This is a genomic window from Rhodoferax sp. U2-2l (genome assembly GCF_020594515.1).
Lineage (GTDB): Bacteria > Pseudomonadota > Gammaproteobacteria > Burkholderiales > Burkholderiaceae_C > Rhodoferax.
Genome location: NZ_JAJCTH010000013.1, coordinates 43,391 through 64,611 on the forward strand (window position 1 = coordinate 43,391; position 21,221 = coordinate 64,611).

The following is a 21,221-nucleotide window of genomic DNA, read 5'->3' on the forward strand; positions in this document are numbered from 1 at the left end:
TTCTGCCTCTGAAATGAGGTTCACCCTGTAGTAGCCAAATGGCTCGATTTGGCTACTTCATCCGCAACCCCCAGGGACGCGGTAAAGGTAAATACTCACCCCCAGGGTGGTATTTGTAGCTTTAAAGAGACATATTTCCGCAAGGAAAGGCTTTGTTACATCTTGTTACAAATGTGTCAAGGGGTGCTGGCTGAATGGAGCGTTAACCGCTCTCTGTGTCTTGTTTCCTAGAAACCACACGTGGAACCGTGTGACCTCAACTGTATGTGCGTCCCGAGTAATTGGGGGGTGCAGAGCTACAGTTAAACGACCCGTGCGCAAGCACACAAGACAAGTGCGAACTTGTCCCAATTCCGTGAGCAAGAAACGGAAAGATCGCTGAGGTAAAGGGTATGGGAAATGTAATGTGAACTCTCGTTTTAACCGTCGTGACCATTAAACAGCTAACGCTTGTTTCGCCCCTAGGGGTGGAGCTGTGGCCAAAAGGCGTGGAGTCTGGATGCGGCTGTCATGAACGACGCATCGTTCCCTGTTGACTCCCGGCGGATAGAGAGTCCCTAACCCCGTCTGTCTGGTTTGCCACCGGATAGGGCATGGAGAGAAACGAGGTAAACCCCACTCACCGCCCGCCCCGAAAGGAGCGGGCAACCCAAGAGCAATCGAAGGCCATGGTGGAGGGGGCAGAGGAAGAAGCAAAAAGCGAATGCCGGTCTGTAATGGGTCGGATAGGTGATGCCTAAGCGAAAGCGAGCTGACTTGCTTCAGGTGCGACAACGTGATGGTTGTCTGAACTTCAAACCACGACCCGGAGGGTACTTACCCTTCGGGGAGTGCCATCTCCACTGGGTCAAGCCAAACTGGAGAAGGTATGGAAAACATCAGTAATGGTGCTGCATCTCCAGGCAAACCGAGTGATTGGACCTCCATCGATTGGAAGGTGATCATGAAATTTGTCGGAAAAGTGCAGATGCAAATCGCGAAGGCAGAAAGGGAAAAGGATTTCCGTCGGGTTGCAAAACTCACAAGGAGCCTAATCCGATCCTGGCAGGCCCGGGCATGGGCGGTCAGGAAAGTGACTGAGAACCGGGGGAAGAGATCGAGTGGCGTCGATCACGAACTTTGGGACACGACAACAAAGAAATGGAATGCGATATCGAAGCTGAACCCGAAGGGTTACAAGGCTCTGCCGTTAAGGCGGGTCTATATTCCCAAAGCGAATGGAAAGGAAAGGCCGTTGGGCATCCCGACCATGCGCGATAGAGCGATGCAAGCGCTTTTTCTGCTTGCGCTGGAACCAGCTGTGGAGTGTGCGTCCGATCCGAATAGCTACGGCTTTAGGAAAGGGCGTTCAACGCACGATGCGCGGAGTCAGCTATTCGCGACCTTATCCCAGAAGGCTTCGGCTGGCTGGGTGCTGGACGCGGATATCAAAGGGTTCTTCGATAACATCAATCATGACTGGCTGCTAAACAACGTCCGCATGGACCGCGTGACGCTTCACAAATGGTTGAAAGGTGGAGTGGTTGACGCGGGTCAACTCCTAAGCACGATTGATGGCACACCACAGGGCGGCATCATATCGCCGACATTGGCGAACATTACTCTCAACGGGCTAGAGACGGGACTCATGCAATTCCTGCGGGAAAAGTTGGGGACCAAAAAGGCAACGCAGAGTAAGGTAAATCTGGTCAGGTATGCAGACGATTTTGTGGTGTCTGGCAGCTCGAAGGAGTTACTGGAAACCATCGTTCAACCGTGGATAGTCGAATTCTTGCGCGAGCGGGGTTTGACGTTGTCCAAGGAGAAAACGCGGATCGTGCATATTGATCAAGGCTTTGATTTTCTAGGGTGGAATTTCCGCAAATACGGGGGCAAGCTGCTCATAAAGCCGAACCGGAAGAACGTGCAAGCGTTATACGGGAAGGCGAAAGATATCATTGCCGAGTCGCTGTCGAAACCAACAGAAATTTTGATAAAGCGCCTTAGCCCAGTCCTGAAAGGTTGGGCTATGTACCACAGAGGGGTAGTCGCAAAACAGACCTTTACCAAAGTTGACCACCTAATTTACTGGAGGTTGATGCGGTGGGGGCTACGGCGGCATCCTCGCAAGACTGCGGGCTGGGTGTATGAACATTACTGGAAACAGTGTGGCTCTCGCAAACGGTTCGCTGGTCTACAAGACGATCCATTCGGGGGTGATGAAAGAATACCGCTTCCGCTGTATTCCCTGGCAGACATGAAAATTGTCCGACACATCAAGGTCAAGGGGGACTACAACCCCTTCCATCCCGATTGGGTTGAGTATGGCGAAAAACTGCGGGTGCAAAGGATGGGTAGCACCATCTGGATTACCCAAAGATCGCAAATGTGGCTTGAGCAGAATGGTAAGTGCGCTCTCTGTCAACAAGAAATAGACATAGCTGAGGAAAACATGGACGACCACCATATCGTCTATCGGCAGCTAGGAGGGAGCGACGCTCTCTCCAATCGGGTGTTGCTGCATCCGATCTGTCACAGGCGTGTCCACGCCCTGGGTTTGGAGGTTACCAAGCCGGTCCCCAGCACGGGGGACTTGAATCTGACGAAGCGGTCGAGGGTTATGCAACCCGTTGAAGCTGAATAGTCGGTGGTCGTACGTGAGCCGTGTGCGGTGAAAGTCGCAAGCACGGTTTGATGGGGGGGATATGATCGAAAGATCATGTCCCTACCCTCCACATGGCTCAAGAAACTGCCGGGCTTCCAGCAAACACCTTACGGGGTCGAGTGGCGTGTGCTGCGTTTGTTGCCCCGGATCCTGCTGGCTGGCACGGTATTGCCAGCGCTTGCTGCCTGGCTGGCGCGTTTTCTTTTTGTTGCGGGAAGTGCGTCAGACATTGAGCGCCACATCCAGACCTTTGATTTTTTCATGGTGGGTGTCGCTGTTTTTGTCTGGACGGCTGTCCTCACGGTGGGCATCGGCTGCATCATTGTCTGGCTGATGAAAGGCCCGGCCTATGTGGCAGACGGCTACGAGGTGCCGCACAGTGATCAGCCCAAGGTTTAAAAATGGCGACCCGGACTTGGCGAGATCGATAACCCTGTGGGAACGCCGGCAGGGGTGTTTGAGAGGCTGACAGTCGGGAGGCGTCAACATGGCGCTCAAAAATGCAGGAAGCGGCAAAAATCGACGGCACGCTACCCTGAGTCTCACCCTCAATCCCGGATTGGTAGTAGCATTTCCAGATGAGTCAAACATACGGAATGGAATCCCCTAAGGACCACACCAAAGTACTTCATCGCATGCCGGTGCGGTATCTCGTTGTCATTGAATCGGCAGGCCTGAAGATTGCACGGCTGTTTTTGGCGACACACGAGATGGTCGCCGAGATGGATGCAGCAGTGGAAGAAGTCAGTTCGATGATCGCCGGGTTGACACCTGTTACCGGAGCCTTGGGCACGCAATGGGATGGCTCTCTGGCAGCGCTGAGCCCCGATGAGCGCGCCTCTGCGGCGGTGTACACACTCCCTGTCTGATGGGTTTCCCTGGTTGGCGGCGGCGCCCAGGGCGCTGACGACCCCCACACGCTTGTCATACCTGCTGACTTTGCAACCAACGCGACCGCCACCACAGCATCCAGATCGATTGCCTTCCCGATCCGGCCTGTAGCGCCAGTCACCAAAACCACAGCGCCATGATCTGCTGACTATTCTTCGGTGTTTGAGTTCCTGAGCGCCTCAGCACCGGATCATGAGCGTTCATTTTTGCGGGTCGCCGCCAAATGCCAGCCAGCACGCCCCACGACCAGCCCCGCACAGTCCGCCACCCAGTCCTGCCAGTCACCTTCCGCCAACCCGTCAACGCCTGTACAAGCTCAATGCCGGCGCCCAGTAGCATCAAGCTGGACAAGGTTCGCGCAAGACGCCCCGGGTAGGCCATCAGGCCCAGGAACGCCAAGCCGGTAAAACCCAGTGCGTGTTGTGCCTTGTCCCAAAAACTGAACGCGGAAGGAATGTGATGCACCGGAACCAGTGACAACCACAGCGTGGCCATGACCAGCGTCCAGAACGACATCTTCCAGAACCACTGAACTCTGGTCATCTCGGGTGGTTATGCCCTATGGGGATGGTCATCTGCAGACAGAGCACATCAGCATGCCAAGAATCATGTTGGCCAGATGGATCCCGCCTCAGGCACCATGGCCCGCCAGCCCAGTTCCCGTTTGATGCGACCCCGCAAGGTGTCTGCCGGACCTGCCTCGCCGTGCACCACGTAGACCTGATCAGGCGCCTTGGGCATGGTGCGCAGCCAGGTTAGCAGTTGGTTGGCATCTGCGTGGGCTGACGCTGATTGCAGTTGCACCACTTCGGCGTTGACCTCCACATCCCGGCCGTGGATGCGCACGGTCTTGGCCCCGCTGGCAAAGCTGGCGCCACGGGTGCCCGGTGCCTGGTAGCCGGTCAGGATGATCATGTTGCGGTGGTTGCCTGCGTAATGCGCAAGGTGGTGCAAGACGCGTCCACCAGTGGCCATGCCGCTGGCTGAGAGGATCACCATGGGTCCGTGGCGGCTGGCCAACGCGCGTGACTCGTCGGTGCTGTTGATCATGGTGGCGCTGCGGGTCAACGCCCGTGCGTCCTGGTGGCTCAGGCGGTGTTCACCCAGGTGGGCTTCAAACAAATGGGTGGTGTGCACGGCCATCGGGCTGTCCAGAAACACCGGCAGCGAGCTTGGCAAATCGCCTTTGAGTTTGAGCAAATGGATGGCATGCAACAAAGCCTGCGCGCGGCCCACCGCAAAAACGGGCACCACCGCCACGCCGCCGCGTTTGGCGACACGCTGCAGCGCCGGGGCCAGTTCGGCCAGCACGTCCTCGACCGGGTGGGTGCGGTCGCCGTAGGTGGACTCGATCAGCACCGTGTCGGCCTGCGGCGCATCGTCCGGCGGGCTCATGATCAGGTCATCCGGGCGGCCCAAATCGCCCGAGAACAAAATCCGCCGCCCGGCGACCTCCAGCAGCAGGCTGGCCGCGCCCAGAATATGGCCTGCCGGTGAAAACGTCGCTTTCCAGCCCGGCATCGGGTGAAAGGCCTTGCCAAACTCATGGGTCTTGATGTGGGGCAGGGCGTCCAGCGCGTCTTGCCGGGTGTACAGGGGCAGGGCGATCTCGTGTTTGGAGAGCTTGTGCCGGTTGGCAAACTCGGCGTCTTCTTCTTGGATGTGACCGCTGTCGGGCAGCAAGATCTTGCACAGATCCCGCGTGCCAGGGGTGGCGAAAATAGGCCCGACAAACCCTTCTTTCACCAGCAGCGGCAAGTAACCGCTGTGGTCCAGATGCGCGTGGGTCAGCAGCACCGCGTCAATCTGGTCGGGTGCCACCGGCAACGGCGCCCAGTTGCGCAGGCGCAATTGTTTGTAGCCCTGAAACAGCCCGCAGTCCACCAGCAGACATTTGCCGTCATGGCGCACCAGGTATTTGGACCCGGTCACGGTGCCTGCGCCGCCCAGAAAAGTGATGTTGACGCTCATTGCAAAGCTCCCAAAAAGAAAATGCCACCAGGTTCTTTATAAACCTGATGGCATCACTTGGATAGCCCCTAAATCAAGCGCGGGGGCATTGTTTTGCCGCCGGGCCGCCCCAAGGCAAAACGCGGCCCCCTCCGGGGGCAGGGCGCCACACGCAGTGGGCAACCGTGGGGGCCTTACCGTTCAGCTAAAAAAACTCTTCAACCGGTCCGTCCAGCTGTCCCCGCTGGGAGAGTGTTTGCTGCCGCCTTTTTTCAGCGACTCGTCGAGTTCGCGCAGCAGCTTGCGCTGGTGCTCGGTCAGCTTGACCGGTGTTTCGATCATGATGTGGCAATACAAATCACCCGGGTAACTGGAGCGCACGCCCTTGATGCCCTTGCCGCGCAGACGGAACTGTTTGCCAGTCTGGGTGCCTTCGGGGATGTCGATGGCGGCCTTGCCAGCCAGGGTCGGCACATCAATTTCGCCACCCAGCGTGGCGGTCACGATGCTGATCGGCACCGAGCAGTGCAAATCGTCGCCGTCGCGCTCGAAAATATCGTGTTTCTTGAGGCGAATCTCGATGTACAGGTCACCGGGTGGGCCGCCGTTGGTGCCAGGTTCGCCATTGCCGGCACTGCGAATGCGCATGCCGCCGTCGATACCGGCCGGGATTTTGACCTCCAGGGTTTTTTGCTTCTTGATCTTGCCTTGGCCGTGGCAGGCCGGGCACGGCTCGGGGATGACCTTGCCGGTGCCGCGACAGGTCGGGCAGGTTTGCTGCACGCTGAAGAAGCCCTGGCGCATCTGTACCGACCCGGTGCCGCTGCAAGTGCCACACGATTTGACCTGGGTGCCGGGCTTGGCCCCGCTGCCGTGGCAGCTGTCACAGTTGTCCCAGCTGGGAATGCGAATCTGCGCGTCTTTGCCTTTGGCGGCCTCTTCCAGCGTGACCTCCATGGCGTAGCTCAGGTCGCTGCCACGGTAGACCTGGCGGCCACCACCGGCGCGCCCACCGCGTTGCTGGCCAAACATGTCACCAAAAATGTCACCAAACGCCTCGGCGAAACCGCCGTAGGCTTCGGCGCCGCCTGGGCCGCCGCGCATGTTCGGGTCCACCCCGGCAAAACCGTGCTGGTCGTAAGCCGCACGTTTTTGCGGGTCCGACAGCATTTCGTAGGCTTCTTTGGATTCCTTGAATTTTTCCTCGGCCACTTTGGCAGAGTCACCCTGGTTACGGTCAGGGTGGTGCTTCATCGCGTGTTTGCGATAGGCTTTTTTGATCTCTTCATCCGAAGCGTTTTTGGGAACGCCCAGAACCTCGTAGTAATCTCGTTTTGACATGGTCTACTCGTGCCTGGTTTCAATACAAACGCCGCGTTGAACCCTTGCGGTGATCAACGCGGCGCGTGTTGCCTTTGCAAAAAGGAGTGGAAAGGCTCAAGCGCTTAGGGCTTCTTGACTTCTTTCACTTCTGCATCGACCACATTGTCGTCTTGCGCAGCACTGCCGCCTTGCGGACCGGCGGATTGGCCAGCCGCCGCTTCAGGCTGGGCCGCTGCCGCTTCCTTGGCCTGCATGTCGGCGTACATCTTTTCGCCGAGCTTCTGGCTCACCGTCATCAGGGCCGTGCTCTTTTCTTCAATGGATGCCTTGTTGTCGCCTTTGAGCGCGTCTTCCAGCTCTTTCATGGCGGCTTCGATCTTCTCTTTTTCAGACGCGTCGATCTTGTCGCCGTACTCGGTCAGACTCTTCTTCACGCTGTGCATGCTGGCTTCAGCCGTGTTGCGGGCTTGCACCAGTTCGAGCTTTTTCTTGTCGTCTGCGGCGTTGAGCTCGGCGTCTTTCACCATCTGCTGAATCTCGGCTTCAGACAGGCCGGAGTTGGCCTTGATGGTGATCTTGTTTTCCTTGCCGGTGCCCTTGTCCTTGGCGCCCACATGCAGGATGCCGTTGGCGTCGATGTCAAACGACACTTCAATCTGCGGCAAGCCACGCGGTGAGGGCGGAATGCCTTCCAGATTGAACTCACCCAGCAACTTGTTGCCAGCGGCAATTTCGCGTTCGCCTTGGAACACCTTGATGGTCACCGCGGGTTGGTTGTCGTCAGCGGTCGAGAAGGTTTGCGCAAACTTGGTCGGAATGGTGGTGTTTTTGGTGATCATCTTGGTCATGACACCGCCCAGGGTTTCAATACCCAGGCTCAAAGGTGTCACGTCCAGCAACAGCACGTCGGTACGGTCACCCGACAACACCTGGCCCTGAATGGCAGCACCCACGGCCACGGCTTCGTCGGGGTTCACGTCTTTGCGTGGCTCTTTGCCAAACAGCTCCTTGACCTTTTCCTGCACCTTGGGCATGCGGGTCATGCCGCCGACCAAAATCACGTCATGGATGTCGCTGGCACTCACGCCAGCGTCTTTCATGGCGGTGCGGCAGGGGGCAATGGTGCGTTCGACCAACTCTTCCACCAGCGATTCCAGCTTGGCGCGGGTCAGCTTGACGTTCAGGTGCTTCGGGCCAGAGGCATCAGCCGTCACATACGGCAGGTTGATGTCGGTCTGGGCGCTGCTGGAGAGTTCGATCTTGGCCTTTTCAGCGGCTTCTTTCAGGCGCTGCAGGGCCAGCACGTCCTTGCCCAGGTCCACGCCTTGTTCTTTCTTGAACTCGGCAATGATGTAGTCAATGATGCGTTGGTCGAAGTCTTCGCCACCCAGGAAGGTGTCGCCGTTGGTGGAGAGCACTTCAAACTGCTTTTCGCCGTCAACGTCCGCGATTTCGATGATGGACACGTCAAACGTACCGCCGCCGAGGTCATACACGGCAATTTTGCGGTCGCCCTTTTCGTTTTTGTCCATGCCGTAAGCCAGCGCGGCAGCTGTCGGCTCGTTGATGATGCGCTTGACTTCCAGGCCGGCAATGCGCCCGGCGTCTTTGGTGGCTTGGCGCTGGGCGTCGTTGAAGTAAGCCGGCACGGTGATCACCGCTTCAGTCACCGCTTCACCCAGGTAGTCTTCGGCGGTTTTTTTCATCTTGCGCAGAACGTCGGCGCTGATCTGCTGCGGTGCCAGGCGGTTGCCACGCACTTCCACCCAGGCGTCACCGTTGTCGGCGGCCGCAATGGTGTAGGGCATCAGGTCGATGTCTTTTTGCACTTCTTTCTCAGAGAACTTGCGGCCAATCAAGCGTTTGACGGCGTACAGCGTGTTCTTCGGGTTGGTCACCGCCTGGCGCTTGGCCGAGGCGCCGACCAGCACTTCGCCGTCTTCCTGGTAAGCAATGATGGACGGTGTGGTGCGCGCGCCTTCGGCGTTTTCAATCACTTTGGGTGTGTTGCCTTCCATGATGGCGACGCAGCTGTTGGTGGTGCCCAGATCGATCCCGATGATTCTTCCCATGGTGAACTCCTAAATAGTCAGATGTTGGTAACTTGAAGACAGCCTGAAAGATTTCAAGCTGGAAAATTGGTTTATTTGGCGGCTGCCACGGTCACCAGTGCCGGGCGCAAAACGCGCTCCGAGATCAGGTAACCTTTTTGCAGCACGGTGACCACGGTGTTGGCTTCCTGCTCGGAAGGCACCACGCTGATGGCCTGGTGTTGGTGCGGGTCAAACTTGGCGCCGATCGCCGGGTCGACCACGATGACCTTGTTGCGTTCCAGCGCAGCCAGCAGTTGGCGCAGGGTGGCTTGTGAGCCTTCGCGGATTTGTTCTACCTTGGCGTCCTTGATGGCCAGACCGGCTTCCAGGCTGTCCACCACGGGCAGCAGGCTGTCGGCAAATCCTTCCAGGGCGAACTTGCGCGCTTTGGAAACTTCGTCCTCAGCACGGCGGCGGGCGTTTTCCACGTCCGCCTTGGCGCGCAGGTACTGGTCAGCCAGTTCGGCGCTCTTGGCTTGTAATTCGGTCAGCTCAGCCTGGCATTTGGCCAGGGCCTCGGACTCGTAATTGGCCATGGCCGCGGCGGTGTCCTGGCTTGCTTGTGAATCAACGGCAGGAGCCGGGGTGGCGGACGTGTCCGCAGGGGTAGGTTGGGGTGTTGCGTCAGACATGCGGTGAGGCGGGTTTTGAAATAACGATGTTGTGAGTTGGCGGCGATGCGCCTCTTTTCAAGAGCAACACGCAAAAAATTTTTCGGGTTGCCTGGGCCGGGCAGAAAGATGGCGGGACTGACACAAACGAAACGGGCACCTGCGACAGGTGCCCGAGCCATAGCGAATCCAGTCGGTCAGGACAGCTTTAGCAGCTCCACAACAAATTTGAGCGTGGCCTGAGGGGGAATCACGCCACCGGCACCGCGGGCGCCATAACCCAGGCCGGGGGGGATGATCAGTGTGCGGGTGCCACCGATCTGCATGCCGGCCACACCTTCGTCCCAGCCGCGGATGACAGCGCCTGCGCCCAGGTTGAAGACGAAAGGTGTCCCCCGGTCCTTGCTGGAGTCAAATTTGGCACCTTGCACGCCGTCCATGAACAGCCAGCCGGTGTAGTGCACCGTGACACGTTGGCCTTCGGTGGCGACATCGCCGATGCCGACCGTGTTGTCTTCGTATTGGAGTCCTGAGGGGGTAGTGATCATGGGAGTTGGGTCAATATAAGAGGATGAAAGGGATAGAACGCAGGGGGTCAGGCTTGTTTCTTGGCCTGAGCGGCCACCCATTTGGTGGCGAAGGCTGACAGGTCACCCATGCGCTTGAGCAGGTCCGCACCGAGTGGTGTCACCAGGTAGCCACTGCTGCCATGGTCCATCAGACCGGCTTCGCGCATTTCCTTGATGCGGGTGTTCAAGGTGTTGGGGGTGATGCCACCAACACTGTCCTGCAACAAACGGAAGGTTTGGGGGTGACCGTCCTTGAGCGCCCACAGCACGCGGATCGCATACCGTGACTCAAGCAAACTCAGCAGCTGGCCAGTGGCATTTTCTTTTGTACTCATGGTGCTTCTCCTTAAGGCATTGAATTCCTGCCGAATGTGTCAGCGTGGTTGAGTCCGCGATCCCACAAGACGACCCGCCGCATCGGCCTCAAAGACCGTCACTATATCGCAAATTGGCAAATTGCTACATGTTTTGTAGCTTGCGAGCATCAGTTGGCCCGGCAAAATTCATGTACAGTTGAAAAGCAATGTCACCCGCATGGTCCGGGTCCCAAGCGGGCTAGCCTGGATGGGTCAACCACCTTTCAACACCCTATTTATGATCATCAACTTTGAACAGGTTCACAACTATTTTGAGCGGGTTGTGTTTGAGGCGGTGGCCAAAATGTCCGGCTCGTACCCTGCGTACAGTGCCGATATGCTGGCCGATGTGGCCTGTGTGGCGCTCAATCGTCTGCCCGCGCGCTACCTGCGCCATGATGTGGACATGATGTTTTACCTGACCGAGTCAGAACGTCACGCCATGGAGAACTCGTTGCAGGACGCGCTGGACTTTGCCTTTGGCTTTGTCGGCGAGCGCGCCGCCCGGCAGACGGGCGCTGTGTAACGCCGCGTCTGCTCTTTCGACGTTGTTGTGACAGCCGTCAGACAGCGGCCAGGGCTTGCTCCAGGTCGGCTGTCAGGTCGTCGATGTGTTCGATGCCCAATGACAAGCGCACCATGTCGGGTTTGACACCGGCTTTGGCCTGTTCCTCAGCGTTGAGCTGGCGGTGTGTGGTGGAGGCGGGGTGGCAGGCCAGCGACTTGGCGTCGCCAATATTCACCAGCCGGGTAAACAGCTGCAAGGCGTCCTGGAAACGTGCGCCAGCTTCCAGACTGTCGGCTGCTTTCAGGCCAAAGCTGATGATGCCCGAGGCGCGCCCGCCCATGTATTTTTGAACCAGCGCGTGGTCCGGGTGGTCGGCCAGGCCGGCGTAGTTGACCCAGCTCACCTTGTCGTGCGCTTGCAGGTAGCTGGCGACGCTCGAAGCGTTGTCGCAGATGCGGTCCATGCGCAAGGCCAGGGTTTCGATACCTTGCAAGAGTTGGAAGGCTGCTGTGGCGCTGAGGGCTGCGCCCATGTTGCGCAGTGGCACCACCCGGGCCCGGCCAATGTAGGCGGCCGGGCCAAAGGCTTCGGTGTAGACCACGCCGTGGTAGCTCACATCCGGCTCGTTCAGGCGCTTGAAGCGTTTGGCGTGTTGTGCCCAGGGGAACTTGCCGGAGTCCACAATCACGCCGCCAATGGTGGTGCCGTGGCCACCCAGGTACTTGGTGACCGAGTGCACCACGATGTCGGCACCGTGTTCGAACGGGCGGCACAGGGCCGGACTGGGCACCGTGTTGTCGACAATCAGCGGGATGCCGTGGGCATGCGCTACCTCGGCCAAGGCCGCCAGATCGGTGACATTGCCCAGCGGGTTGCCGATGGACTCGCAATAAATGGCCTTGGTCCGGTCATCAATCAGCGCGGCAAACGAGGCCGGGTCGCGGTAGTCGGCAAAACGCACCTGAAGGCCGATTTGCGGAAAGGTATGCGCAAACAGGTTGTAGGTGCCGCCGTACAAGGTGGAGGCCGACACGATGTTGTCTCCGGCTTCGGCGATGGTCTGGATCGCGTAACTGATGGCTGACATGCCCGAGGCCACCGCCAGTGCCCCCACGCCGCCCTCCAAGGCAGCCACACGGGCCTCAAGCACGCCGCAGGTAGGGTTCATGATGCGGCTGTAGATGTTGCCGGCCACCTTCAGGTCAAACAGGTCGGCGCCGTGCTGGGTGTCGTCAAAGGCGTAAGCCACCGTCTGGTAAATCGGCACGGCCGCGGCGCGGGTGGTCGGGTCGGGGGTGTAGCCTGCGTGCACGGCCAGGGTTTCAAGCTTCATCAAGGGGCCCTTTCTTGTCAAAGGGCTGCATCTTAGACGCTGTCAACGCGGGGGCCGGCCCAGGTTGGCAAGCCGGTTGGGCGATTGGGGATAATTGGCCATCTTGAAAAAACGCAGCCCCCACCTTCCGGAAGTCAATTTTTCCGACGACGACACCATTCGGCATCTGCATCTGGGCAGCGAGTGGATTCAGGGATCGATGTACCTGGAAGACAGCATCGGTCTGGTGCATGAGTATGTGCAGCGCATGATGGCCTGGCTGCTGTTTGTCGAGCCCGATTCGGTGAAAGACTGCCAGGCGATGCAACTCGGCCTGGGTGCCGGTTCACTCACCAAGTTCTGTGCCAAAGAGTTGCGGATCCAGACCACGGCCATTGAACTCAACCCGCAGGTGCTGGCGATGTGCCGCAGCCATTTCAAGCTGCCTGCTGACAACACGACGATGCGCGTGGTGCTGGCCGATGCGGCGCAGGAAATCCTCAACCCCACCTGGTGGGGCACGGTGGATGCATTGCAAGTGGATCTTTATGACCGCGAAGCCGCCGCACCCGTGCTCGACAGCCTGCCGTTTTACAACCATTGCCGTCGTCTGTTGACCCCTGGTGGCTGCATGACGGTGAACCTGTTTGGCCGCGCGTCGAGCTTTGAGCGCAGCGTTGAAAAAATGTCGGCAGCCTTTGGCAAGGAAGCCATCTGGGCCTTCAAACCCACCCGTGAGGGCAACACGGTGGTGCTGGCCCAGCACACGCCCAGCCGCCCCCGGCGCGAGGTGTTGATGGCGCGGGCTGACCAGATTGAGGCCCGCTGGGGCTTGCCCGCCACCAAATGGGTGCGGGTCTTCAAACCGATGCTGCCATGACGCCCGCGACACCCACCAAACACCGCACCGAGCCCCACACCGGCCCGCTGGACTGGCGCAGTCTGGTGCAGTGGATGCGCGCGGACGGCACCATCACCGCCCAAGAGGCGCAGCGCATCCACACCCGCTGTGCGCAGGCTGAGAGCGCGCAGCACCCGCTGTTGCGCCTGGCCAGTGTGGCGGTGCGCCGGGCGGTGGATGACAAACCGATGGACCTGGAGTTGCTGACCCAATGGCTGGCCGGGCATGTGAAGCTGGCGTATTTGCGCATTGACCCGCTCAAGGTGGATGTGGGCAAGGTGGCTGACACCATGAGCCCGGCCTACGCCGAGCGGCACAAGATTCTGCCGGTGCAGGTCACGACCCATGAGATTGTGGTCGCCACGGCGGAGCCGTACTTGATGGACTGGGTCGGCGAGGTGGAACGCCAGTCGCGCCGCAGCGTGCGCCGCGTGGTGGCGAATCCGCAGGACATCCACCGCTACACGGTGGAGTTTTTTGCGCTGGCCAAGTCGGTGCGGGCAGCGGCCAAGGCGGGCAGCAACGCAGGCTCCAGTTTTGAGCAACTGGTGGAACTTGGCAAAACCAACAAACAGCTCGATGCCAACGACCAGAGTGTGGTGCAGGTGGTGGACTGGTTGTGGCAATACGCGTTTGACCAGCGCGCCAGCGACATCCACCTGGAGCCGCGGCGCGAGCAGGGTGTGATCCGCTTCCGGATCGACGGCGTGTTGCACCCGGTCTACCAGATGCCGATGGGCGTGCTCACCGCCATGACCGCGCGCATCAAGCTGCTCAGCCGCATGGACGTGGTGGAAAAGCGCCGCCCGCAGGATGGCCGTATCAAGACGCGCAACCCAGGCGGCGCCGAGGTCGAGATGCGGATTTCGACCCTGCCGACCGCCTTTGGCGAAAAGATGGTGATGCGGATTTTTGACCCCGAAACCACGGTCAAGGAGCTGGACGCGCTGGGTTTTTCCAAACACGACGCCGAGCGCTGGGAGGCACTGGTCAAGCGCCCCAACGGCATCATTTTGGTGACCGGTCCCACCGGTTCGGGCAAAACCACCACGCTGTATTCCACTCTGAAGCGGGTGGCCACCGAAGAGGTGAACGTGAGCACGGTGGAAGACCCGATCGAGATGATCGAGGCGTCTTTCAACCAGACCCAGGTGCAGACGCAGCTGGACTTTGGCTTCCCCGAAGGCCTGCGCGCCCTGATGCGGCAAGACCCCGACATCATCATGGTCGGTGAAATCCGCGACCAGGCCACCGCCGAGATGGCAGTGCAGGCGGCGCTGACCGGGCACTTGGTGTTCAGCACCCTGCATACCAATGACGCGCCCAGCGCCATCACCCGGATGATGGAACTTGGCGTGCCCGCCTATCTGATCAACGCCACGCTGCTGGGCGTGCTGGCGCAGCGGCTGGTGCGCACCTTATGCCCGCTGTGCAAGGCGCCTGACGCGGCAGCTTCGCGTGAGACGCTGGAGCAGGCGGTCAAGCCCTGGCAGCTCAGCGGCAGCTACAAACCGTTCAAGCCGGTGGGTTGTGTCGATTGCCGCATGACCGGTTTTCGCGGGCGCATGGGGCTGTACGAGTTGTTGGTGGTGTCCGAGGCCTTCAAGGCGCAGATCACCCGCGAGCCCGATGCCGCGGCCCTTAAGCGCCAGGCGATCACCGACGGCATGCGTCCGCTGCGCCTGGCCGGCGCCTTGCGGGTGGCCGAGGGCCTGACGGTGCTGGAAGAAGTGCTGGCCAGCACGCCGGCGTCAGAGCACTGACCTCTCAACTGGAACGGATTGCATGCGGGCGCCACAGGACAAGGATGTTTACGCCGGTGCGTTGCTGGCTGCGGTCGGTTCGGCGTTTGCCTGGGGCGCGACCAGCTACACGGTGGGCACCAGCGCCCGCATGGGGCCGGGTTATATTCCGCTGGTGCTGGGGGTGCTGTTGGCGGTGCTGGGGCTGATCATCGCCGTACTCGGTGCCCGGCGGGATCCGGCGCTGCGCCAGGTGATGGGGCCCTGGGCCTGGAAGCCGCTGTTTTTCATCGTGGCTGGCAACCTGCTGTTTGGTGTGTTGTTGGGCGGGCTGCCGTCGATGGGTTGGCCGGCCATGGGCTTCATGGTGGCGATTTATGGCGTGACGGTGGTCGCAGGGATGGCCGGTGAACGGTTCAGCCTGAAGGAAAGCCTTTTCCTGGCGACCGTGCTGGCGGTGGGCTGCTACCTGGCCTTTGTGCTGCTGCTGAATTTGCAGTTTGCCGTGTGGCCCGCGTTTGGGGCAGGGTAGGCGGCGAGTATGGATCTGCTGACCAATTTGTCGATGGGGTTTGCTGTGGCTGCCACCCCGATCAACCTGCTGTACGCCTTTGTCGGCTGCCTGCTGGGCACGCTGATCGGGGTGTTGCCCGGCATTGGCCCGGTCGCCACCATTGCCATGCTGCTGCCCGCCACCTACGCGCTGCCACCGGTGTCGGCGCTGATCATGCTGGCAGGTATTTATTACGGCGCGCAGTACGGGGGGAGCACCACGGCCATTTTGGTGAATCTGCCGGGCGAAGCGAGTTCGGTGGTGACGGTGATTGACGGCTACCAGATGGCGCGCAAGGGCCGCGCCGGGCCCGCCTTGGCTGCTGCCGGGTTGGGCTCATTCTTTGCGGGCTGTGTCGGCACGCTGATTCTGGCGGCCTTTGCGGCGCCGCTGACCGAGGTGGCGTTCAAGTTCGGCCCGGCCGAGTATTTTTCGCTGATGGTGCTGGGGCTGATTGGGGCGGTGGTGCTGGCCTCGGGCTCGTTGCTGAAAGCGGTGGCGATGATTGTGCTGGGTTTGCTGCTGGGCCTGGTGGGTACCGATGTGAATTCGGGCGTGGCCCGTTTTGCCTTTGACATCCCGGAGCTGACCGACGGCATTGGTTTCATCGTGATTGCCATGGGCGTTTTTGGTTACGCCGAGATCATCTCGAATTTGTCGGTGAAAGTGGCGCACCGGGAGGTGTTCACCGCCAAGGTGCAGGGTCTGATGCCCACCCGCGAAGACTTTAAACGCATGCTGCCGGCGGTGTTGCGCGGCACCGGCATCGGCTCGGTGTTGGGCATTTTGCCGGGTGGCGGTGCCTTGCTGGCAGCCTTTGCCGCCTACAGCGTCGAGAAGAAGACCCAATTGCATCCTGGCGAAGTGCCGTTTGGCGAAGGCAATATCCGTGGTGTGGCCGCGCCCGAGTCGGCCAACAACGCGGGCTCGCAAACCTCGTTCATCCCGCTGCTCACCTTGGGCATCCCGCCCAATGCGGTGATGGCGCTGATGGTGGGCGCCATGACCATCCACAACATCCAGCCCGGCCCGCAGGTGATGAGCAGCAACCCCGAGCTGTTCTGGGGTCTGATCGCGTCGATGTGGATTGGCAACGCCATGCTGGTGGTGCTGAACCTGCCGCTGATCGGGCTGTGGATCAAGCTGCTGAGCGTGCCCTACCGCTGGCTGTTTCCAGCGATCGTGCTGTTTTGCGCGATTGGTGTTTACAGCACCAACAACAACACCTGGGACATCTGGATGGTCGGGCTGTTTGGCGTCATCGGTTATGTCTTCATCAAGCTTGGGCTGGAGCCCGCGCCGCTGCTGCTGGGCTTCATTCTGGGCCCGATGATGGAAGAAAACCTGCGCCGCGCGCTGCTGCTGTCGCGCGGTGACTGGAGCGTGCTGGTGACCCGGCCCTTGTCTGCCGTGCTGCTGGCGGCGGCTGCGGCCATGCTGCTGGTGGTATTGCTGCCCGCCATCAAGCGCCAGCGCGAAGAAGCTTTTGAGGAAGACTGACGTGAATGAGCAGAAGTGTCATGCCGGGCGACGACCCGGCATCCATGCCTTCGGACGTCGTGGATGGCGGATCGAGTCCGCCATGACAGCGAAACCATCGGCTTTTGTCCTTTATGCCTAAAGGGCAGGTCGCACATAAAAATCTGGTCAGTGGCCTGGTGCTGGCCACGCTGGGGGCGATTGCCTTCAGCGGCAAGGCAATCATCGTGAAGCTGGCGTACCGCTACGGGGTTGATGCGGTCACGCTGATCATGTACCGCATGTTGTTTGCGTTGCCCATTTTTGCGGTGATGGCCTGGTGGTCCAGCCGGGGCCAACCCGCGCTCACCCGGCGCCACTGGCTGGGCGTGCTGGGGCTGGGTTTTAGTGGCTACTACCTGGCGAGTTTTCTGGACTTTGCCGGGCTGGCCTACATCAGCGCGTCGCTGGAACGCCTGATCCTGTATCTGAACCCGACGCTGGTGCTGATCCTCGGGCTGGTGCTGTACCAGCGCCACATCACACGGTTTCAGGCGCTGGGCATGGGCATCAGTTACCTCGGCGTGTTGCTGGTGTTTGGGCACGAGATCAGTTTGGCGGGCACGAACGCGGCGCTGGGTGCGGCGCTGGTGTTTGGCAGCGCGGTGAGTTATGCGCTGTATTTGAGCTTTAGCGGCGAGCTGGTCAAGCGGCTGGGGTCGCTGCGCCTGGTGGGCCTGGCCACGCTGGTGGCGTGCGGGCTGTGTATCCTGCAGTTTGTGTTGTTGCGGCCTTTGAGCGCAGCGGTGGTGGCGCCCGAGGTGATCTGGCTGTCCATCGTCAACGCCACACTGTGTACCGCCGCACCGGTGCTGATGGTGATGATGGCCATCGAGCGCATTGGTGCCTCGCTGGCGGCACAGACCGGCATGGTCGGCCCGATGTCGACCATTGTGATGGGCGCGCTGGTGCTGGGTGAGCCGTTCACGGGTTGGGTGGCTGCGGGGACGCTGCTGGTGATCTTGGGAATTTTTGTGTTCATGCGCCACCGTTGACGGCGCTGCATTGGCACGCAGCTGGCAGGAAACCTGCTTGTGGTGTTGGTGTACCTCTTTTGTTTTTTTTTCAGGAGTTGCAGATGTTTCAGCATGGTTTGCTTGGCCGGGTTCGTCAATTCACACAAGCGCTGGTGGTCAGCTCGTTGTTGGCCGCCGGGCTGGCGCAGGCGCAGAGTGGTCCGGTCAAGCTGATGGTCGGTTTCCCGCCCGGTGGCGGTACCGATGCCATCGCCCGCATCCTGGCTGACAAGCTCAAAGACCAGCTGGGTGTGTCGGTGGTGGTCGACAACAAGGCTGGTGCCGGTGGCCAGATCGCGGCCCAGGCGCTCAAAGCTGCCGCACCCGACGGCAACACGCTGTTTTTGTCACACGACCACACCATCTCGATCTTGCCGCTGGTGGTCAAAAACCCTGGTTTCGAGCCGCACAAAGACTTTGTCGCGGTGGCCGGATTCGCCACGTTTGTCAACGCGCTGGCGGTGTCAGGTGGCACACCGGCCAAAAGCATGGCCGAGTACGTGAGTTTTGTGCAGAAGCAGGGCGCCGGGCTGGGCACAGTGGGTGTGCCCGCACCGGCATCGGTGCCCGAGTTTCTGGTCAAGGTGATTGGCCAGAAGTACCAGTTGGATTTGCAGGCCGCGCCCTACCGTGGTAGCGCGCCGATGATGGCCGACATGCTGGGTAACCAGATCAACGCCGGTGTCGGTTCGGTGCCTGATTTCATCGAGAGCCAGAAGGCCGGCAAGATCCGTGTGGTGGCGGTGCTGGGTGGTGTGCGCCAAGCCGCCTTGCCGGAGGTGCCAACCTTTGCTGAACTGGGTCTGGCTGGTTTTGAAGACGTGCCGTATTACGGCATCTTCGCCCCCAAAGGCACATCACCCGCGGTGATCGAGAAACTCTCGGGCGCGGTGGCCAAGGTGGTGGCGATGCCCGACGTTCGCGAGCGTTTGACCACGATGGGTCTGACCGTGGGTTACATGACCTCGGCGCAACTGGCCAGCCGGGAACTGGCCTACGCGACAACCTGGGCGCGCATCATCAAGGACAGCGGGTTCAAGGCCCAGTAACTGGCATCCGCCACGTGGGGCGGTTTCAGCGCCGTGACGACACGACGATCCCGCCCACAATCAGCGCAAACGCCAGCCCGTGGTACAGGTGCGGCACCTCACCCAGAAACAGGCCGGATAGCACGGCGGTGAACAGCGGTGTCAGGTTGATGAAAAATCCCGCCACTGACGGCCCGGTGCGTGCCACCCCGGCGCCCCAGGCCCGGTAGGCCAGCAAGGCCGGGCCAATCGCGATAAATAGCAGAATGCCAGCCAGCTGCCAGCTGGGTACAAACCGGCCAAAACCCAGGGCCCATTCCGCCCCGGCAAACAGCCCTGACCAGATCAGACCCAGTGAAATCTGGGCCATCAAAAACGCGGACCAGTTGGTGCGCAGGCTGCTGGGTTCCGAGGTGGGGTGCACCAGCATCCAGCTGTAATAGGCCCAGGCGGCAGACGCCAGCAGGATGTAAAAGTCACCGGGCACCAGCCGCACCTGCAGCAAGGTGTCGAGTTGTCCGCGGCTCAGCACCAGCATCACCCCGCTGATCGACAAAGCAGCGCCCAGCCACTGGCGTCTGCTGATGGCCTTGGCAAAAAACAGCCGCCCGATCAGCAGCATCCACACCGGCGTGCTGGCGCCGACCAGCGTCACGTTGATGGGGGTGGAGGTGTTCAGCGCCAGGTACAGCAGCGCGTTGTAGCCACCAATGCTCAGCAGCGACAAGGCCATGAAACGCCGCCAGTTGGGCCACAGCGCGCTGCTGCGGTGCAGCACGGGTGCGGCCAGCGGCAGCAGCAGCACAAACGCCATGCACCAGCGCACCAGGTTCAGCGTCATGGGCGAGGCCATGTCGGCAATCACCCGGCCCAGCACCGCGTTGCAGGCCCACAGCACGGGGGGCAGCGTCAGCAGAAAAACTGCCGAGGGCGTCACCCTGGCTTGGCTCATGCGTTTGGCGCGCGCACCAGCGCGTCAGATGCTGGGGCAGCTCGAAAAAACAGGAAGCAAGGGGAACAGAACATGCGACTGAAGGGAAGTAAATTCGATTCTCGCAGCAAAAACGCTGTCGCTGAAATCATGGCAATATCCCGGCTCCTTTCTTGCGGAGACTTTGCATGACCAGCCACACTTCACGCGCCATCCAGATTGACCAGCACGGCGGCCCCGATCAACTCAAACTGGTGCAGGTGACGGTGGGCGAGCCCGGCCCGGGTGAGATCCGCATCCGCCACCACGCGGTGGGCCTGAACTTCATCGACGTTTACCACCGCACCGGCCTGTACCCGATGCCCATGCCCGCCCGTGTGGGCATGGAAGCAGCGGGTGTGGTCGAGGCCGTGGGGGAGGGTGTCACGCATCTGCGGGTGGGCGACCGCGCCGCCTATGCCAGCACGCCACCCGGCAGTTATTGCGATCTGCGCGTGATGCCCGCCAAAACCGTCTGCCAGCTGCCCGATACCATCTCTTTCGAGACCGGCGCGGCGATGATGCTCAAGGGCCTCACCGCGCAATACCTGCTCAAACGCACCCAACCCCAAGGCGGCCTGCAGCCGGGTGATTTTGTGTTGTTCCATGCCGCAGCCGGTGGGGTGGGCCTGATCGCCTGCCAATGGGCCAAGGCCATGGGGCTGCGCCTGATCGGCACCGCGGGCTCCGAGTCGAAATGTGCGCTGGCGCTGGCCAATGGCGCTGAGTTTGCGATCAATTACGCGAAAGAAGACTTCCTCGTGCGGGTCAAGGAGATTACCGCTGGCCAGGGTGTCAAGGTGGTTTACGACTCGGTGGGCAAGGACACCTGGGACAAGTCGCTGGACTGCCTGGCCCCCTTTGGCCTGATGGCCAGTTTTGGCAACGCTTCCGGCCCGGTGGCGCCCTTTGCGCCCGGCATCCTCGGCCCCAAGGGCTCGCTGTATGTGACGCGGCAAACGCTGTTCACCCACATCGCCACCCGTGAGGCCACCCAGTTGATGGCGGATGATCTGTTTGCCGCCGTGACCAGCGGCCAGGTCAAGATCCACATCGACCAGCGTTACCGGTTGGAAGACGTGCAGCAGGCGCACCGTGACCTGGAGGCGCGCAAGACCACCGGCTGCACGGTGTTGACGCTGTAGCCAGGGTGGGTGATGGACCTGGCCGGTGCTTGATCACGCGCCAGTCCGTTGGTGGGATGCCCTCAGTTTTGACAAGCCCAGCATCTGCTTG

General features: G+C 60.5%; 20 protein-coding genes. 11 read left to right on the forward strand and 9 right to left on the reverse strand.

The window, feature by feature from the left end; all coding sequences use genetic code 11:
• Positions 1-868 precede the first annotated feature (868 nt).
• The 3 genes from ltrA (at position 869) to LHU53_RS12690 (ending at position 3,513) form a co-directional block, all read left to right on the forward strand.
• Complete coding sequence (gene ltrA, locus LHU53_RS12680) at positions 869-2,623, forward strand: group II intron reverse transcriptase/maturase (RefSeq protein WP_227333022.1); 1,755 nt, start codon at positions 869-871, stop codon at positions 2,621-2,623.
• Between the two features lie 75 nt (positions 2,624-2,698).
• Positions 2,699-3,043, forward strand: a complete 345-nt coding sequence (locus LHU53_RS12685) for a hypothetical protein (protein WP_227333023.1) — start codon at positions 2,699-2,701, stop codon at positions 3,041-3,043.
• Positions 3,044-3,222: 179 nt separating this feature from the next.
• Positions 3,223-3,513, forward strand: coding sequence for a hypothetical protein (locus LHU53_RS12690; protein WP_227333024.1), 291 nt, complete (start codon positions 3,223-3,225; stop codon positions 3,511-3,513).
• A 139-nt stretch (positions 3,514-3,652) separates the two neighbouring features.
• Here LHU53_RS12690 and LHU53_RS12695 read toward each other — a convergent pair whose 3' ends face one another.
• From LHU53_RS12695 to LHU53_RS12725, 7 genes are all read right to left on the reverse strand, one after another.
• Positions 3,653-4,078: a hypothetical protein gene (locus LHU53_RS12695; RefSeq protein WP_227333025.1), complete on the reverse strand. Its 426-nt coding sequence runs from the start codon at positions 4,076-4,078 to the stop codon at positions 3,653-3,655.
• 63 nt (positions 4,079-4,141) lie between these two features.
• Entirely contained in the window at positions 4,142-5,506 is a 1,365-nt protein-coding gene (locus tag LHU53_RS12700; protein ID WP_227333026.1) for an MBL fold metallo-hydrolase, read from the reverse strand.
• Positions 5,507-5,686: 180 nt separating this feature from the next.
• A complete protein-coding gene (dnaJ, locus tag LHU53_RS12705; protein ID WP_227333027.1) occupies positions 5,687-6,826 on the reverse strand; it encodes a molecular chaperone DnaJ in 1,140 nt (379 codons plus the stop codon).
• A gap of 104 nt (positions 6,827-6,930) precedes the next feature.
• The gene (dnaK, locus tag LHU53_RS12710; protein WP_227333028.1) at positions 6,931-8,880 is read right to left on the reverse strand and encodes a molecular chaperone DnaK; all 1,950 of its coding nucleotides are present in this window, start codon (positions 8,878-8,880) and stop codon (positions 6,931-6,933) included.
• A gap of 71 nt (positions 8,881-8,951) precedes the next feature.
• Positions 8,952-9,533: a nucleotide exchange factor GrpE gene (grpE, locus tag LHU53_RS12715; protein ID WP_227333029.1), complete on the reverse strand. Its 582-nt coding sequence runs from the start codon at positions 9,531-9,533 to the stop codon at positions 8,952-8,954.
• Positions 9,534-9,709: 176 nt separating this feature from the next.
• Positions 9,710-10,060, reverse strand: a complete 351-nt coding sequence (locus tag LHU53_RS12720) for an FKBP-type peptidyl-prolyl cis-trans isomerase (RefSeq protein ID WP_227333030.1) — start codon at positions 10,058-10,060, stop codon at positions 9,710-9,712.
• Between the two features lie 47 nt (positions 10,061-10,107).
• A complete protein-coding gene (locus LHU53_RS12725; protein WP_227333031.1) occupies positions 10,108-10,416 on the reverse strand; it encodes a helix-turn-helix domain-containing protein in 309 nt (102 codons plus the stop codon).
• A gap of 259 nt (positions 10,417-10,675) precedes the next feature.
• Between LHU53_RS12725 and LHU53_RS12730 the strand changes: the two genes are divergently transcribed.
• Positions 10,676-10,963: a late competence development ComFB family protein gene (locus LHU53_RS12730; protein ID WP_227333032.1), complete on the forward strand. Its 288-nt coding sequence runs from the start codon at positions 10,676-10,678 to the stop codon at positions 10,961-10,963.
• 37 nt (positions 10,964-11,000) lie between these two features.
• Here the strand turns inward: LHU53_RS12730 and LHU53_RS12735 are convergent, their stop codons facing one another.
• Positions 11,001-12,278: an O-acetylhomoserine aminocarboxypropyltransferase/cysteine synthase family protein gene (locus LHU53_RS12735; protein ID WP_227333033.1), complete on the reverse strand. Its 1,278-nt coding sequence runs from the start codon at positions 12,276-12,278 to the stop codon at positions 11,001-11,003.
• 100 nt (positions 12,279-12,378) lie between these two features.
• Between LHU53_RS12735 and LHU53_RS12740 the strand changes: the two genes are divergently transcribed.
• The 6 genes from LHU53_RS12740 to LHU53_RS12765 all read left to right on the forward strand — a co-directional run bounded on the left by LHU53_RS12740 (position 12,379) and on the right by LHU53_RS12765 (position 19,036).
• Positions 12,379-13,137, forward strand: coding sequence for a spermidine synthase (locus LHU53_RS12740; protein WP_227333110.1), 759 nt, complete (start codon positions 12,379-12,381; stop codon positions 13,135-13,137).
• Positions 13,134-14,921: a GspE/PulE family protein gene (locus tag LHU53_RS12745; protein ID WP_227333034.1), complete on the forward strand. Its 1,788-nt coding sequence runs from the start codon at positions 13,134-13,136 to the stop codon at positions 14,919-14,921. The genes LHU53_RS12740 and LHU53_RS12745 overlap by 4 nt, the downstream gene beginning before the upstream one ends.
• Positions 14,922-14,943: 22 nt before the next feature.
• The gene (locus LHU53_RS12750) at positions 14,944-15,432 is read left to right on the forward strand and encodes a tripartite tricarboxylate transporter TctB family protein (RefSeq protein ID WP_227333035.1); all 489 of its coding nucleotides are present in this window, start codon (positions 14,944-14,946) and stop codon (positions 15,430-15,432) included.
• Between the two features lie 9 nt (positions 15,433-15,441).
• Positions 15,442-16,953 carry a tripartite tricarboxylate transporter permease gene (locus LHU53_RS12755; RefSeq protein ID WP_227333036.1) on the forward strand — a complete coding sequence of 504 codons (1,512 nt, stop codon included), beginning with the start codon at positions 15,442-15,444 and terminating at the stop codon, positions 16,951-16,953.
• Positions 16,954-17,066: 113 nt separating this feature from the next.
• A complete protein-coding gene (locus LHU53_RS12760; RefSeq protein ID WP_227333037.1) occupies positions 17,067-17,966 on the forward strand; it encodes a DMT family transporter in 900 nt (299 codons plus the stop codon).
• A gap of 83 nt (positions 17,967-18,049) precedes the next feature.
• A complete protein-coding gene (locus LHU53_RS12765; RefSeq protein ID WP_227333038.1) occupies positions 18,050-19,036 on the forward strand; it encodes a Bug family tripartite tricarboxylate transporter substrate binding protein in 987 nt (328 codons plus the stop codon).
• Between the two features lie 25 nt (positions 19,037-19,061).
• Here LHU53_RS12765 and LHU53_RS12770 read toward each other — a convergent pair whose 3' ends face one another.
• Positions 19,062-19,967 carry a DMT family transporter gene (locus LHU53_RS12770; protein ID WP_227333039.1) on the reverse strand — a complete coding sequence of 302 codons (906 nt, stop codon included), beginning with the start codon at positions 19,965-19,967 and terminating at the stop codon, positions 19,062-19,064.
• A gap of 167 nt (positions 19,968-20,134) precedes the next feature.
• Between LHU53_RS12770 and LHU53_RS12775 the strand changes: the two genes are divergently transcribed.
• On the forward strand, positions 20,135-21,130 hold the full coding sequence (locus LHU53_RS12775) for a quinone oxidoreductase (RefSeq protein ID WP_227333040.1): 996 nt from the start codon (positions 20,135-20,137) through the stop codon (positions 21,128-21,130).
• Positions 21,131-21,221: the final 91 nt, after the last annotated feature.